The following is a 16,834-nucleotide window of genomic DNA, read 5'->3' as shown; positions in this document are numbered from 1 at the left end:
TACATATATTGTCCTTTCTAAATTTTATAAGTTATAATTTTATAAAAAGATGTGTAAGGGGATGGGAACATGAAATTGTATATGAAGCAAAAGTTATTTTCGTTGAAGCAGGATTTTAATATTTACGACCACAATCAAACACCCCTATTTCGTGTATCTAGCAAATTATTTTCAGTTGGTCGCCAATTACGGATTTATGATGTCCTAACAAATGAGGAACTGGCTTATGTTAAAGAATCGCCTTTTCGCTTTTTAACCCACCTAAAGGTCTACAAAGGCAATGATTATATAGCTACTATCCAACAAAAAATGACCTTATTTAAAACCAAAATGGCCATTGAAGATATTGGATGGACTATTCAAGGAGACTTTTTAGGTTGGCAATATGTCATTACAGATGAAAAAAATCAGACAATTGCGGAGGTTAAAGCAAAAATGCTATCTTGGTCAGATACGTTTGAAATTACGATTGATGATACTCAAGTAGACCCCATTATTGTCCTCGCGATTATTCTTGCGATTGATACTATCCGTGACAAGCAACAATCGAGTTGAAAAACGTAAAAATGGTGACCGATAACAAAGCTGAAATCGCTATAATAGAGGTGTACTGAAAATACACCCCAACAATTTTCAGTACATCAATTCACTTTAGCGCCACAGCTGAATATTTTTCTTCATCAAAAAAACTAGCCTGCTCTCATTCCAGGCAAGTTTTTTTGATGGAAAATTTCAGAAATAGCATAGAGATTTGTCTAAAAGTAACACTTTAAAGTGATCAGATAGCGAAAATGCCTTAAATTAACATCCCCACCGGCAATAGTGACCAGAAATATGATTAACCAAAATTCAATTCTTTATTCTATATTCAAAAAAATAGACTAACTTGACCATTCATCTATGGCTTAAGTTAGTCTATTGCTATCTATTCAAATTAAACTTCTACAACATCTTTAATTAATTGGTAAATGAATTTCTCTGCATCAAATACTTGCAGGTCATCCACTTTTTCACCAAGTCCGATAAATTTAACGGGAATATCCATCTCATAACGAATTGCAAAAATCACGCCACCTTTGGCAGTTCCATCAAGTTTGGTTAAGACAATACCATCGATATCTACAGTCTTATCAAACTCTTTAGCTTGGACTAAGGCATTTTGTCCTGTTGTTGCGTCGAGTACCAATAATATTTCATGAGGCGAACCAGGTAATTCCCGTGTTAAGATACGCTTCATTTTATCTAATTCATTCATTAGATTAATTTTAGTTTGTAAACGTCCAGCTGTATCTACTAATAAGTAGTCATAACCACCTTCACGCGCAGTTTTAGCAGCGTCAAAAGCCACAGAAGCCGGGTCACCTTGCGCCTTACCAGTCACAATTGGTACATCAATACGGCGTGCCCATTCTTCTAATTGCTCAATCGCACCCGCACGGAACGTATCCCCTGCAGCAAGCAAGACTTTTTTACCATCTTGTTTTAATTGGTAAGCCATTTTCCCAATGGTAGTTGTTTTCCCGACACCGTTCACCCCAACAAATAAAACAACTGTTGGGCCATCTGGATTTTCATTGATTTCAATACTCGGCTCGCCACCTTTGTCGTAAATCTCCACCATTTTTTCAATGATGACATCTTTTACTTGCTCCCCTGAACTAGCACCGCGACGTTGTATTTCCTCACGCACTGCATCAGATAAGGCAAGTGTCATGTCAAAACCAACATCAGAAGAAATGAAAGTCTCCTCTAAATCATCAAAAAATTCATCATCCACTTGGCGGAAACCAGCAAATAATTCATTCATACGGTCAGAGAAAGAACGACGTGTTTTCTCAACACCCTTATCGTACTTTTCAAAGACAATCTGCTCTTGACTAGGCGATTCAGATTGACGCTGTTGTTCAACAATCTCATCCTCACCCGTAAACGCGCGTTTAATACGGTCAAATAATCCCATCATATCACTCCTTTACTAAAATAAAATCTCGTATGTAATCATAAAACTATAGGTCAAGTAATATATCAACGAACCTACTCTATATTATAAAATAATCGACCAGAATACTTTTAAAATATTATCCATGGAAAACAATTGAAACAGATTTTCAAGAACCAAATACCATTTGATAAAGTTGACATTAGGATACAAATTTTAAATTTATTGTACTGACTACTTCTTGTATTAAATAGTGTCAGTCGTGTTCAACATAAGGTTGGAACTATCCTAGCATGCCTTAGCAGTGAAAAAGGATGACTGACCCATATCAGAGAGTTGGCATTTATGCCTTACTCTCTGAATCGTCAGACAAGGAATTAGACTTTGGCTAATTCCGGTCCCACTGCAATTAAGGCAATGCTAGAAGTAGTGAAAGCCTACAGCTTACCTACAATTTTAGAAATTTAAAATAGTTATTATAACTATTAATTATCTGTTTCAAAGAAAACAAAATGGTCAATTGCTTTAGCAACCCCATCATTTTCATTAGAATCTGTGATATAATCAGCGAACGCTTTTACATCTGGTCGACCATTTTCCATCACCACAGATGTGCCTGCCCACTTAAGCATAGCTAAGTCATTCTCCTCGTCACCAATTACCATCACTTGGTCTTTAGTTAATTCTAAAATATCCGCTAAATGACTCACACCAGTCCCTTTATCAATTCCTTTAGGCATGATTTCTAATTGGAAAGGATGGCTACGCATCACTTCGAAATCTTCATATACCCAGTTTGGAATTTGATCAATCATACGTATTAAATGGTCCGTTTCTGTATTCACGACTACTTTAAAAATAGGCGTTTCTGGATCTAAATTGTCCATATCAAATTGTTTGAATGGTAAGAAATTCATTGTTTGTTGATAAAGACCTGGATGGTTTTCAGGGAATGGGAATTGATAAACTGCATCGATTAATACCGCTTCAAGTGGTAATTCTAGAGACGCCATCACGTCATATAACCGTTTAGCATCCGCCATAGACATGGTCACTTGGCTAGCCACCTTACCAGTCTTATTTTGAACGACTAGTCCACCGTTATAAGTAATTGAATAGTGGTCATCAGTATTTGTCTCTAAAGTATCCAAGAATTTTTGAATTGCTTCAAGTGGTCGCCCAGTACAAATTGCGACATCCACACCATTATCAATCGCCTTGCGGATCATTTCACGGTTACCCTCACTAATCGTCTTATCATTCCGTAACAAAGTGCCATCTAAATCAATTGCAATTAATTCAATCATAATGCCCTCATATTTCTGTTCAATATTTTTACTAAATTACTTACATTTTGCCACATTTCCCCATGAAAAACGAATAAATCCTCTTTAATTTGATGATTCTAGTAATTTCTCATCAAATTCTTCTAAACGAACAGCCGCCAATTTAGACACACCAGAATCCTGCATGGTTACGCCATACAATATATTTGCTGACTCCATCGTCCCCTTACGGTGGGTAATCACAATAAATTGCGTCTTATCTGCAAATTCACGTAAAAACCGACCATAACGAGCTACATTGGCTTCATCAAGTGCCGCTTCCACCTCATCTAAAATAGAAAAAGGTACAGTTTTCACATCTAAAATCGCAAACAATAAGGCAATTGCAGTTAAAGCTTTTTCCCCACCTGATAATAAGGATAGGTGTTGCAGCCGTTTCCCTGGCGGTTGAGCTTCAATGTCAATTCCCGATTCTAACAGATTATCCGGCCTCGTCAATTTCAGACTCGCCCGACCTCCACCAAATAATTTAGGAAAGATATCTTCAAAAGCATCCCGAATAGCAATAAAGGCTTGTTCAAATCGTTCAGCCACCTCTTCATCCATTTCAGAAATTGTTTGATAGAGTTTTTCTTTAGCCGCTAACACATCATCTCGTTGCTTTTGCATAAAGGTAAACCGTTGATTTACTTCTTCAAACTCATCAATGGCTGCTAAATTAACCGGTCCAATTTGTTCAATTTCTTTTTTTAACTGACGAACTTTTAAGGATGCTGATTCCATAGACATGGTTAATTCTGACGTCGCTCTTGCCCGTTCAAAGGTCAGACCGTATTCTTCCCGAAGGTGGGTTAAATGGTTATCAATCGATACTTCATATCGAGAAGCTGTTGCCTCCACCTTAGCTTGCTTTTCAAGCAAGTCTTGGAGATGTGTATTCATTTCTTGGACTTCTTTGTCTAAGGCATCAGCCTTATTCTGCGCCTCATTGCGGACTTTTCGGACCGCTTTTAATTGAGCTTCACAATCTTTCTGTGCTTTCACAGCTGCTTGATAGTCAGCTTCCAAGGTGCCAGAAGTTTCAGAATTGGATAAAATAGCTTCACGCATCAATTTTAGTTCTGCTTCTACTTGGCTTACCTGATTTTCTTTTGCTGCTAATTCAGCTTCTTGACCTGCTAATTGACTTTCAACTTGAGTGTATTGCGATTGCATGACCGCTAAATCTGTTTCAGCAGCCTGCAATTGCCCTTGTAATTGCACCCTTTTTTCCGCCTTATCAGTAGCGGACAAGTTCATATCCTCAATCAGATTTTTCAATTGATCTACTTGATCGTCAACAACTTTTAAATCCGCTTCTAACTTCGCTTTTGCTTTTTCTTGTTTCGCCTTCGTTTTTGAAGCAGAAGCTTGCAGGCTTTCACCAGTTTTTAAAGCTTCATTTAAATCAGCAATTTGCCCGGTTAACTGGTCAATTTGACTCGTTAAAGTCCGTTCACTAAAGCGTGCTTCATCACCTTGTGCTTTGATTGTTTCAAGGTCTTTCACCATCTCTTCAGATACTTGCGACGCTTGGTGCATCTCTTCTTGCAAGTTGGTTACGGTTGCGGTCAAGGCCTTGATTTCCTGACTTAAGTGGTCGATGTCCGTTTTCCGGGACAATAAACCAGCATTGTTATTCCGTTTCGTTGCCCCACCAGTCATTGACCCTCCAGCGTTAATCACATCTGATTCAAGGGTCACAATCCGGTAGCGAGAATATAGTGCTTTAGCAATCACACGGGCATTATCAAGATTATCAGCGACAATGACATTACCCATTAAATTGGCCATAATTTGTTGGTATTGACTATCAAAGTCTACTAAATCAACCATCACGCCGATAAATCCAGGCATTGACTGAATTTTATTCAAGTCATTGGGATTTACTGACCGGCCTTTAATCACATCAAGGGGTAGGAAGGTTGCCCGCCCTGCCCGTTGCCGTTTCAATTCACCAATTAATTGGCTAGCTACCTGACCATTTTCTGTAACAATATTTTGCATAGCGCCAGCAAGTGCGGTTTCAACGGCTCCAGTATAAGTATCTGGTACGCGGAGCAATTGGGCAACTGCCCCGTGGACACCCTGAATTTTATCTGATAGGTCTAAAGCGGCCTTAACCCCCTGGTAGAAACCAGCATGGTCCCGGTCCAAATCTTCCAGCGACTCTTTACGGGCAGTAGCCTGCATTAGCCGTTGATTCGCTTGGTTCATTTCTTGATTAGCTCGGTAAGCCTCATCTTGCTTGGCTTTTACCTCTTGATCTTTCATTTGATATTGGTTAAGCAAAGACTCTATTTCTTGACCCATACTTACCTTATCCGCTTCAGCCTTATCAAGTTGGGCTTTCAATTCAGCTAAAGTAGTTTCTTTAGCTGTTCGTTCAGACTGGTTTTTTTCAACTGAGGCGACTTCATTCGCTATATCCTTCTCAAGCTGGCTTAAGTCATTTTGTAGACTGGACTGTTTTTGTAGTGCTGTAATATATTCGGTTCTCTTAGCTTGAACTGCTGCTTCAGAATCATCTGACAGGTCTTCAAGCGCAGTCAGTAGACCATCACGGTTAGCCTTTTTATCTGCGATATCCTTTTCCATATCCGCTAATTGGGCTTTTAATTGGATAATGGAAGCTTTAAAGTCTTTTACCGCAGCCTTCAAACTATCAAGATTCTCAGCTTGGTTGGCTTGGTTATTTTCCTTGAAAAGGACTTTTTGGTGGTGAACTTGAATTTTAGCTTGTAATTGCTCAGCATTTTTCACCAAGTCAACATATTGCTCATGCAACTCGTTAACGGATGCATCTGCTTGACTAGCCTTGTCTTTATAATCCGTAAGCGAGGCTTGTGTTTTAGTTAAAGCAGCTCGACGGTTATGAATATCCTCACCGTAAGCTAAGATATCGTTTTTGGCTACTTGCCATTGTTCATTCAAGGTTTCAATCTGAACTGCCGTTAATGCAATCTCAATGTCAGATAATTCTGCCTTTGATGCTTTATAACGTAAAGCTGCATTCTTCTGTTCTTCTAAGGGCTCAACCCGGTCAGCAAGTTCAGATAAAATATCATAAATTCGGTGCAAGTTCTCTTCAGTATGTTTCAACTTCCGTTCAGCTTCATGCTTACGTGACTTGTACTTCATAACACCAGCAGCCTCTTCAAAAATACCCCTTCTATCCTCTGGCTTCTGGGTGAAAATCTGTTCTACTTTACCTTGAGAAATAATTGAAAATGAATCCCGTCCTATTCCAGTATCCATCATCAATTCCGTGATATCACGCAAGCGGCAGGGACGGCGGTTAATCATATATTCAGAATCCCCGGAAGCTGTATAACGCCGGCTAACAGCCACTTGATCTGTTTCAAAATTCAAGGCGCGGTCGCTGTTATCAAAATTGAGGGTTACTTGGGCGTACTGCCCCTTACGGCGGTCTTCAGCCCCAGCAAAAATAACGTCAGACATCTTAGATCCACGCAAGGACTTGGCAGATTGCTCCCCCAGAACCCACTTAATGGCCTCTGTAATGTTCGACTTCCCTGAGCCGTTTGGTCCTACAATAGCTGTAAACCCATTATCAAATTCGATTGTCGTCTTATCCGCAAAACTCTTAAAGCCGACTATTTCAACTGTTTTTAGGTACACAGGCTAATTCCTTTCTCCTACTATTTTTTCAACAATTCCAATGCATTGGCCGCAGCAGCTTGCTCCGCAGCCTTCTTAGAATGGCCCACACCTCGTCCAATGATGTCATCATATAAACGAACTGCCACATGAAACTCCTTACTATGGGCTGGACCAGATTCACTCTCAAGTTCATAGGCTAACTGAATCGCACCCTCTTTTTGTAACTCTTCCTGTAAGGCCGTTTTTGCATCAGATAAACGCGTAAAATCACCATTCTTGATCTTAGGATAAATGGTTAGGGACATCAAATGCTCTATCGCATCTAACCCAAGATCAAGATAAATCGCACCTAGAACCGACTCAAATAAATCACATAATAAAGATGGGCGCTTGCGTCCGTTACTTGCTTCCTCACCATTACCCAAACGTACAAACTGGTCAAAACCACACTCAACACAACGTTTAGCCAATGACTCCTCGCGAACAATTAAAGCACGTAAAGACGACATCCGTCCCTCATCCATCTCGGGATAATTACGGTATAAATAATTAGAAACCACTAACTCTAAAACCGCATCCCCTAAAAATTCAATCCGCTCATTATCCTCTAAAGCTAGCTTTTGGTTTTCATTCACATACGAAGAATGGGTAAATGCCTCAATATAATGCGTTTCATCTTGTAATTCCAAATCAAACTGATCAGCCAATAAAGCCTTCACACCTGATAAATCCATGAAAATTCCTCCTTCATTATTTTCAATAAAATAAGGCTGGACAACCAACTGCCAGCCTCCTCAAACATCGAATCATAAGCCTACTTATGGCTATCGATATACTTCACAATATCCGCAACAGTTTTAATTTCTTCAACATCATCATCAGAAATCTGGATGCCGAAATTATCTTCCAATTCCATCACCAATTCCACAACATCCAACGAATCCGCACCCAAATCGTCCGTAAACGACATCTCAGGCGTCACACTAGAAGCCTCCACACCGAAACGTTCCACAATTAAAGCCGCTACTTGTTCAAAAGTTGTACTCTCTGCCATGAAAATCCTCCTAAATAAAATCCTATATTACACATCAACTAAAACTTTTTATTTTTTGAAAAAGGGGGAAACTAAGTCAAGCTAGCCCCACTTTCAGCAAATTTATTCTGCCTTCTTAGTAGCCATTTCTTTTTCAAATGTTGTGGCCAATTCCTCAATAATATCTGCATCTACAATTGTCACTGCTTGTAAAATTGTATGAAAGACGCTCGTCGCATTTGAAGAACCATGTGCTTTTAATACTGGTGCTTTAACACCAAATAAAATACCGCCGCCTGCTTGGTCTAAATCAATTTTAGACATCATATCTTTTAATGACCCTTTGATTAGTAAACCACCAAGTTTAGCGCTAACGCCACCGTCCATAATCGCATTTTTAACCAATTTCATTACAGCAGCTGCTGTTCCTTCAACTGATTTTAATACGGCATTTCCGGTAAATCCATCAGCTACGACAATGTCTGCTACCCCGTTTAAAATTTCACGAGATTCGATATTACCAGTGAAGTGAATCTGATCATTGGCTTTTAATAAACCAAAGGCTTCTTTCGTCAAATCATTCCCTTTATTGTCTTCAGTACCATTATTTAATAACCCAACTGAAGGTGCAGTTTTTTTCAAGACTGCTCGGGCATAGGCTGTTGCCATGACTGCATATTGATTTAAATATGACGCTTTTGATTCCGCATTGGCACCACAGTCTATTAATAATACTGAGTCCCCAATATTGGCTAAGTTTGGTAGAGCTGCCATTAAGGCTGGACGCTCAACACCTTTCATCCGGCCGACCACTAGTAAGCCTGCTGTTAATAAGGCGCCTGTGTTACCAGCTGAAATCAAGGCATCTGCTTCACCGTTTCGTACTGCACGCGCTGCCATCACCATAGATGATTCACGTTTTGTACGTACAGCTCTTACTGGGTCATCTTCAGATAATATCTTATCTGCTGCGTGAACAATTTCCACGTTTTCAGGTGTAGGCCCTTCAATTTCTGCTTTGATCGCATCTTCATCTCCATAAAATATGATGGTGACGTCTTTACGTTCAGCTGCAGCTTTTAAGCCACCCAAGACGATTTCTTTAGGCGCGTTATCGCCACCCATTGCATCTACTGCAATTCTCATTTCTATGCCTACTTTCTACATTCAATAAATTCAAAAATGATGACCTTATTATATCATACCCAAAGCCACTTGTAGCCTATAAGGGAAAAAGGATTAAAGCTTGAAAACTTACAGCACCTTGGCCCTGATTGTCTTTATTTTGCCTAAATTTTTATTGCACCAATAATCCTAAGCGTTGATCGTTGTCACTTGCTGGTCAAGCCATTCGGCTAATTCAGTGAATTCATTTAAATGGCCTTCAAAGTAAGGAATAAAGTGGATGGCGTCTTCACGAGCCACTTCTAAAATGACACCATCTTCAATTGGGTCAGCCACCTTAAATTCTGGTAGACCAGACTGACGGGTGCCAAAGTAATCACCGGCACCACGTAATTCTAAATCTTGTTGACTAAGGTAAAAACCATCTGTCGATTCAACCATAATATTCATCCGCTGTTTCCCGTTATCTGTTCTTGGATCTGCTACTAAAACACAATATGATGCATGCTCACCACGTCCTACCCGTCCTCTTAACTGATGGAGCTGGGCTAAACCAAACCGGTCAGCATCTAGAATCACCATATAAGTCGCATTGGGTACGTTAACGCCTACTTCGATCACCGTTGTGGACACGAGTATTTGAATATCATTATTCTTAAAGGCTTCCATGACTTGGTCTTTTTCGTCCGCACTCATTTGCCCGTGCAATAAACCTACTGAGAATTGCCCACCAAATTGAGCGGCATAAGTTTCGTATATATGTTCAGCATTTTGCGCTTCTAGGGCTTCTGACTCACCGATTAAAGGACAAATAATATAAACTTGTCGGCCTTTTCTAACTTCTCGCCAAATTTGTTCATCAACTTGGGCTTGTCGGTTATGACGGACCCATGCCGTTTCAATCGGAATCCGCCCCGAAGGCATTTCCTTTAACTTAGAAACGTCCATATCCCCCATCATCGTAATCTCCAATGTACGAGGGATTGGCGTTGCGGTCATATACAGGACATTAGGCGCTTTAAATTCACCTTTTGCCACTAATTTAGACCGTTGGTTAACCCCAAACCGGTGCTGCTCATCAATCACAACCATCCCTAAGTCAGCGAATTTCACATCATCTTGAATTAAGGCATGTGTCCCAATTAAAAGGTCAATGTCCCCGTTTACCAAATCGGCTAAAATTTCCCGCCGTGCTTTAGTTTTCGTCGACCCCGTCAGTAAAGCCACTTTGTAATCCGTTTTTTCAAAGAATCCTGAAATGGAGGCATAATGTTGGTCAGCTAAAATTTCAGTTGGTACCATCATAGCACCTTGAAAACCTGCATCAATCGTTGCCACTAAGCAAATCATAGCTACTACCGTTTTCCCGGAACCAACATCTCCTTGAAGAAGACGGTTCATCTGGAAGGGTTGCCGCAAATCTGCACAAATTTCATTCACTACAGCCTTTTGGCCAGCTGTCAATTCAAAGGGAATCGTCTGGATAAAGTCACGAAGATGGTCGTTATCATAAAGTATTTGAGCACCATTGGCAATTCGGCGTTGTTGTAATTTGCGCCATTGTAATTTCAAGGCATATAAGAAGAGTTCTTGGTACTTCAGTTGCCTACGTGCTTGCCGGTTGTTTTCTTGACTATCTGGAAAATGAATTTGTTGGATAGCTAACTTATGCGGCATGAGTTGGTATTTTTCCCGCAAAGCTTCGGGCAATAATTCCACAACTAGGTCTCCGTATAAATCGATGGCTTGTTTGATTAAATCGGTCAGCGATTTAGTTGATAGACCCTGAGTTAAATGGTAAATTGCTTCAAAATCATTGTCATTATCTTCTACATTTTGATGATTGGAAAAGAGTTTAATCCCAACAATTTGTTGTTTAGCCGCTTCAAATTTCCCATACACAACAATTTCTTGGTTGACCTGAATATTCTTTTTTAAGTAAGGCTGGTTAAAGAAGATAACCTGCAATACCTCATGGTCCATAGCTAAGCGAAAAGTCAAACGGTTACGATTGCGCCCAAAATATTGGACAACGGGTTCCGTCACTACCACACCTTTTACCGAAGCTTTGGTATTATCCACTAATTCACCGGCCGATTTTACAGACACATCTTCGTAACGGAAAGGAAAATGGTAAAGTAAATCTTCAACCGTTGAAATCCCAACCTTTTCTAATAATGCCGCTTTTTTTGCGCCAACACCTTTCAAAACTGTCACTGAATCGGATAAAGTTCGTGCCATCATAATCCCCCCTTTCCTTAAAAGTAGCTAGCTATAATGAAAGAAACCCGGTCAAACCAGGCTTCTTCCATTAAATTCACCTTATTATTAAGATCATTAGCGTTTTGACCTTTAAATATTGACCTGGCTCAAGATTTCAATTAACGCACGGCGATTCGCAAACCCAGATAAATGATTGGCGATTAAGAAACCATCTGCATTGGTTTCTTCTTTCAAACGGCGCAACTGCATTTCCACTTGTTTAGGTGTACCATACACTTTTCTTGAAGCATGTCTATCTTCTGCATCCGGATCACTCGTTGTAACAAAGTCTCTTGCTTCAGACACTTCCATCAACTCTAAATAAGCACGTTTGTCATCTTCTAGTGCATCTATCCAATCATTTAAAGCATAGTTTAATACTTCCTTCATATTGCGCCTTGTAGAAGTCACTGCATAAAGGGCGATGAATACTGAAGGTTTTGGCATTCCTTTAGAAGGTTTGAAGTGTTTTCTATAAATCCTGATTGTTTCAATACATTCAGCCAAATCTCCTGAGAAGAATAAACCGAATACCATTCCTAAACCTTTTTCGGCGATAAACTTCGCATTACGGCGTGAACCTAGCATAGTATAAAGTGGCGTCACGCCGTCAAAATAAGTAGGCATTACACGTAGCCCATGCATCTCATCTTCAGTTGCTAGATCATCATAAAGTAAACCTGCAATTTGTGAAATCGTCTTTTCATAATCTAGTCCACGGTTAATCTGCATCCCTAATGTTTCCTGACGGGTAACTTCTTTTGGCATAGAATGGCCAACACCTGCTTCAATACGCCCAGGATACATGGCTTCAAGCACCATATAGTTCTCTGCAATTTGATAAGGAGTGGAATTATTGATAATCACCGCACCCGTACCCAACTTAATCTGCTTTGTTGCTGCACCGTAACGGGCTAATAATAACTGTGGAGTTGATGATAAGACAGCTGGCGTTGAGTGGTGTTCTGTTAACCAGTACCGGTCTAAGCCCTTTTCATCCGCCAGTTTAGCTAGTTCTATTGATTGCTCAAAGGACTCTAATACCGATGTATTTTTATCCCGAGGTATAAAATCTAAAATACCTATCCCTAAAGTCATTTTGTCACTCCTCTTACTGATTTCAATAACCTTATTTTACCATATGTGAAAAAAGAATAAACTGTCCAATTACTTTTACAAAATTTGAAAAGAAACAACTCGCTATCAGTAATCAACCACATGCAGTAGCCCTTCACAAGCATATTGCATCTCAAATTATGACAATCTGTGATAAGTTTAAGTGGATAGATATAACACCTTTGGGAGGTAGAAAAATGAAAAAATATTTGCGTTATCTTGGACTGGCTTTAATCACTTTGGTGGTCGCTGCTTGCGGAAAGCAAACGGAAAATGCACAAACCATCAAAGTGGCCACATCACCTGGCCCTTATTCTATTCTATTTATGGAAGAAGTTGCCCCAAGATTAGAAGAACAAGGTTATACCGTTGAAGAAATTCAGTTTTCTGAATTACGCCAAGCAATGATTGCTGTTGATGAGGGTGAAGCGGATATCAATGTAGACGGTAACCGTTTGAACACTGAAAGTTACAATGACACTCTGGGTGCTAGCTTTCAACAAATTGTCCGTATCCCAACTGTACCGGCAGCTATCTATCCGGGTCAAAAAGACAGTCTTGATGATGTTGAAGCAGGTGATACCATTGCTATCGGTAATGGTACAGTTTCCATGATGCGTGGTTTACTACTCATGGAAGACCTTGGTTGGATTACGTTAAATCCAGACGTTCAACCAGCCAAAGTGACTGCTGACGATATCGAAGAAAATCATGTAGGTATTGAAATTGTCGAAATGCAAGGTGCTGCTATCCCACCCGCAATCCAAGACGTTTCCTATGCCTTAGTTGCTGGATCAATCGCTTATGACGCGGGTATGGACTTAGACTCCCGTTTGGTCACAGAACAACCGATTGAAGGCCTACTACTTGAAGCCATTACGACTGCGGATAAAATGGACCAAGCTTGGGTGGAAGATATTAAAGCTATCTATCAATCAGAAGACTTCAACCAAGCAGTACTTGACCGTAACGAAGAAATTGGCACAGAGTTTTGGATTATCCCTGAGGAAAATCAATAGATTATAGACTTATACAAAAGACAAAAAAGCCATCGCGGTAACGATTCATTCCTCACCGCGATGGCTTTTCTTATAAGCACATTGGATTGATTTTAGGTCTTTAACATATCGCTATGACACATTTACCCTAGCTAGCGCGTACACTGGCATACTTTATCCTCGGCTACTTGAACGCCTATAACAGCCTCCACCATATTTTTAGCCACTAAGTCTAAATTAGCCAAATAATAATTACGATCAGTTGCATCTGCTAGGAAAAATAATTCCAACAAGCGGTAATTAATTCCCCAACGACGGGCATTGTTACAATTCAACAAGTCCCCTCTTTTTGATAAGCCTAAACCATTTCTAGTGACTAAGCCAAAATGCTTTTGAATCATCGCAATCAAGTTATCATCTATGGCATCTGTCACATAGTCCGAATGAATGATTATGTGCCCGCCTTTTTGTGGTTGAAGAGCCGCATCCATATGTACTTCAACAATCACCCAATCCGCGTAGGTCTTCATATCTGTTGCATGTTGGTAAAGATTGTCCATATAGAAAGCCACTTTGATACCAGCTGCTTTAGCCCATTTTTCAATATAGGGTTTTAACTTCCGTACCATTTCTGCCTCAGTAAATTGCCCAGATACGGCACCTGGGTCCCCATTTCCATGTCCAAACGCAATTAAAAGGCCTTTATATTCTTTAAATGTTGTTGATTTCATCTTGTCTCCTAACCCACCAATAAATGGCGAATAGATTGTAGTTTGTCCATCAAATGACGTTTCTTATTGTAAATCGCTTGGCGGGAAATTGGGTAAATTTCAAGTAATAACTTGGTCTTCCCCTGACAAGCAATCACTTGGTATAGAAAGTCTAAATCACGATGCTGTAATATTTTCGCCGCCTCAGCTAAGAAATGCTCAATATCAGCTGTTAGCTCAATCCTTGGCCCCTCACCTAAACCATCCTCAAACACCCAGTCATCCGCTGTCGAAAACTCCTGACCACCTTGACGTGTATGCTTACGCAATTCATCCAACACCCGCCAAGCTATCACCCGCTTCACATAAGCCACAAACCGGTAACGGTCAGCCTCACTTAGCGGATTCCCATCAAAATCCTCCGCTGCTTGATATAAAGCAATCTGCGCCAACTGGTAAATATCATCGTAATAAGACTTATACACATCCACATGATACCTATTTAAGACATGCACAATCACACCATGATACTGGTCCAACAACTCCGGATACTGATATTGATCAAACATAAAAGCAATTTCCTCCCCTAAACGAGCTTAAAGTATCTTTTCATCACCTGCAGGTAACTTAAAATACGTTTAATACTCGGAAAAAGGCAAGCCCGCGCCACGCTGATTGACTAGTATTTTTGATTGCAATTATCACCTAAAAGATAAAAACATTGAATCAAAACGGCTAATTTTCGCCAAATTATCACTTATTAAATATAAATCAATCTATTTTCAAGTCCTAGCAATTATTTGGTTTCAAAAAAATAAATACAATGTTATAAATAAGATAACAAAAAGTATAAAGGTGGTAGAACATGCGCATAGATAACAAGAATCTTGAAACAGTCCCAGAAAAATTCAATTGGCAAGACCATCTCAACACAATCATCGAAAAAGCCATCACTGGAAATCCCCGTCACTTCAATCAACTGCTTCAAAACATGTCTCTTCTCTATAATGTATCGACATTCAAACTACCTTTTAAGACAATTATTCTTTTCACCGACCAATCCTTTGGCATTAGTCACCTAGACACCATGTCACTCTTGAAAGCTTGGCATGACAAATATGCCTTCCCGGCGACTTATTTCAATCAAGCACACACGAATATTCTGGATAGTAATAAGCGGTTACCGATTACCCTTGGAAAGTTTGCCTTCCAACGCTTTCATGACGAAAAGGATACCAATCACATCCTGGCCTTACATAATATACGAGTCTACTATGCGGACGCCCAGTGCAAGAAGGATACCTGGATTGAAGTAGACAACCACTTCAAATATAGAATCAATCTAAAAAATAAATATTTAAGAGAAAAAATGGGTTTTTATGCCACCTTCCGCCAACAACACTTACGATTCTTTAATCAAATGGCTTTTTATAGTCAGTTCAACCACTTCACTCATCATCAATCATTAAGCAATCAAGCTGATGAGGATACACTTGACAATCAACAATTTATGGTTAGCGAATCTGCCTATCAACCCATTAAAGCATATGTAGACTTTGGCCAGCTAGATAGTATGTACCAACTTTTCGCCAATATTCTCTACTATGTTTTTGGTCAAGAGAAATTAAAAAAAATCGCAGGCAAAAACACACAAAAGAAGATACGCAAAATTCAAAAAGGCATTAAAGAATAGGATCAAACGCCGTACAAGGATTAGTGTAAATTAAAAAAGCTGAGCTACCATTAGCCCAGCCTTATGATCTATTATCTTCCCTGACTAGATATCAATTTCTAACAAAATTGGTGTATGGTCTTGACGCGTGCCAGAGTCTAGCATTTCAGATTTTTGCACTTTGTCTGCAATCCGGTCACTCACCAACCAATAATCAATGCGCCATCCCGAGTTATTGATTTTACTTGTTTTCACTCGTTGTGCCCACCAAGTGTACACACCTTCAACGTCGCCATGAATATGACGGAAGGTATCTGTGAAACCGCGGTTTAATAAGTTCGTAAAACCAGCACGTTCTTCATCAGTGAAACCAGCAGAAAAATGATTATTTTTGGGGTGTGCTAAATCAATTTCCGTATGTGCGACATTAAAGTCACCACAAGCAATCACTGGTTTCTTCGCATCCAAGTCCGCTAAATAGTTTGCATACTGCACATCCCAAGCTTGGCGGTCTTCTAAACGTGCCAAAGCAGATCCTGCATTTGGTGTATAAACATTGGTTACATAGAAATCAGGAAACTCTAAGGTAATCATACGACCTTCGTAATCCATCGTCGTTGGTGCCCCAATTTGCGGGAAAGTGACTTCTGGCGTGTAGTCTTTCTTGTATAAGAACATGGTACCAGCGTAACCTTTACGTGCAGGCTCCACACTAGACACCCACTGAATTTCATAATTTGGTACTTTCGCTTCCAATAGCTCAAGGTGCTTTTTTGTTGGCCCCTTCGCCGATAACTTTGTTTCTTGAATCGCAATCACATCTGGTTGATGTTCACGAATCATCTTTAAAACCTCACGTGATAATTCTGCACGCGGAGATGCACCAGTCAAGGCCGCATTTAAAGAATCAATATTCCATGAAATTAACTTCATCATTAAACCCCTTTATTCATTTTATTTAAAGTCGCCTCTTGAGAAAACCGTGTAATTCATTACATGGATGAATCAAGTTCTAGGGCGACCGTCATTG

14 protein-coding genes are annotated in these 16,834 nt (G+C 39.8%); 3 read left to right on the top strand and 11 right to left on the bottom strand.

All coding sequences use genetic code 11. The annotated features are described in order from the left end of the window. The first annotated feature begins 69 nt into the window (after positions 1-69). Positions 70-555: an LURP-one-related/scramblase family protein gene (locus tag AC973_RS08170; RefSeq protein WP_048729471.1), complete on the top strand. Its 486-nt coding sequence runs from the start codon at positions 70-72 to the stop codon at positions 553-555. Positions 556-934: 379 nt separating this feature from the next. Here AC973_RS08170 and ftsY read toward each other — a convergent pair whose 3' ends face one another. From ftsY to AC973_RS08130, 8 genes are all read right to left on the bottom strand, one after another. Continuing rightward, a complete protein-coding gene (gene ftsY / locus AC973_RS08165) occupies positions 935-1,960 on the bottom strand; it encodes a signal recognition particle-docking protein FtsY (protein WP_048729469.1) in 1,026 nt (341 codons plus the stop codon). 464 nt (positions 1,961-2,424) lie between these two features. Further along, positions 2,425-3,246, bottom strand: coding sequence for a Cof-type HAD-IIB family hydrolase (locus AC973_RS08160; protein ID WP_048729468.1), 822 nt, complete (start codon positions 3,244-3,246; stop codon positions 2,425-2,427). Positions 3,247-3,330: 84 nt separating this feature from the next. Beyond that, positions 3,331-6,906, bottom strand: a complete 3,576-nt coding sequence (gene smc / locus AC973_RS08155) for a chromosome segregation protein SMC (protein WP_048729466.1) — start codon at positions 6,904-6,906, stop codon at positions 3,331-3,333. Positions 6,907-6,926: 20 nt separating this feature from the next. Beyond that, positions 6,927-7,622, bottom strand: coding sequence for a ribonuclease III (rnc, locus tag AC973_RS08150; RefSeq protein ID WP_048729503.1), 696 nt, complete (start codon positions 7,620-7,622; stop codon positions 6,927-6,929). Positions 7,623-7,702: 80 nt separating this feature from the next. Further along, positions 7,703-7,942, bottom strand: coding sequence for an acyl carrier protein (locus AC973_RS08145; RefSeq protein ID WP_004262367.1), 240 nt, complete (start codon positions 7,940-7,942; stop codon positions 7,703-7,705). 102 nt (positions 7,943-8,044) lie between these two features. After that, positions 8,045-9,067: a phosphate acyltransferase PlsX gene (gene plsX / locus AC973_RS08140; protein ID WP_048729464.1), complete on the bottom strand. Its 1,023-nt coding sequence runs from the start codon at positions 9,065-9,067 to the stop codon at positions 8,045-8,047. Between the two features lie 168 nt (positions 9,068-9,235). Further along, the gene (gene recG / locus AC973_RS08135) at positions 9,236-11,287 is read right to left on the bottom strand and encodes an ATP-dependent DNA helicase RecG (RefSeq protein WP_048729462.1); all 2,052 of its coding nucleotides are present in this window, start codon (positions 11,285-11,287) and stop codon (positions 9,236-9,238) included. 111 nt (positions 11,288-11,398) lie between these two features. Further along, positions 11,399-12,406: an MsnO8 family LLM class oxidoreductase gene (locus AC973_RS08130; protein ID WP_048729460.1), complete on the bottom strand. Its 1,008-nt coding sequence runs from the start codon at positions 12,404-12,406 to the stop codon at positions 11,399-11,401. A 215-nt stretch (positions 12,407-12,621) separates the two neighbouring features. Between AC973_RS08130 and AC973_RS08125 the strand changes: the two genes are divergently transcribed. Further along, positions 12,622-13,443, top strand: a complete 822-nt coding sequence (locus tag AC973_RS08125; protein ID WP_048729459.1) for a MetQ/NlpA family ABC transporter substrate-binding protein — start codon at positions 12,622-12,624, stop codon at positions 13,441-13,443. Between the two features lie 131 nt (positions 13,444-13,574). On the opposite strand, the gene AC973_RS08120 is transcribed toward AC973_RS08125, so the two are convergent. Continuing rightward, entirely contained in the window at positions 13,575-14,153 is a 579-nt protein-coding gene (locus AC973_RS08120; RefSeq protein ID WP_048729457.1) for an N-acetylmuramoyl-L-alanine amidase, read from the bottom strand. 8 nt (positions 14,154-14,161) lie between these two features. Beyond that, on the bottom strand, positions 14,162-14,701 hold the full coding sequence (locus tag AC973_RS08115) for a sigma-70 family RNA polymerase sigma factor (RefSeq protein ID WP_048729455.1): 540 nt from the start codon (positions 14,699-14,701) through the stop codon (positions 14,162-14,164). Positions 14,702-14,997: 296 nt separating this feature from the next. On the opposite strand from AC973_RS08115, the gene AC973_RS08110 reads away from it, so the two are divergent. After that, positions 14,998-15,825: a hypothetical protein gene (locus AC973_RS08110; protein WP_048729453.1), complete on the top strand. Its 828-nt coding sequence runs from the start codon at positions 14,998-15,000 to the stop codon at positions 15,823-15,825. An 84-nt stretch (positions 15,826-15,909) separates the two neighbouring features. Here the strand turns inward: AC973_RS08110 and AC973_RS08105 are convergent, their stop codons facing one another. Next, positions 15,910-16,737 (bottom strand): exodeoxyribonuclease III, encoded by an 828-nt coding sequence (locus AC973_RS08105; protein WP_048729451.1) that lies wholly within the window; start codon positions 16,735-16,737, stop codon positions 15,910-15,912. Between the last annotated feature and the right edge of the window lie 97 nt (positions 16,738-16,834).

The sequence above is a fragment of the Carnobacterium sp. 1290_CSPC genome (assembly GCF_001053265.1).
GTDB lineage: Bacteria > Bacillota > Bacilli > Lactobacillales > Aerococcaceae > Aerococcus > Aerococcus urinaeequi.
This window is presented reverse-complemented; position numbering and strand designations above follow the sequence as displayed.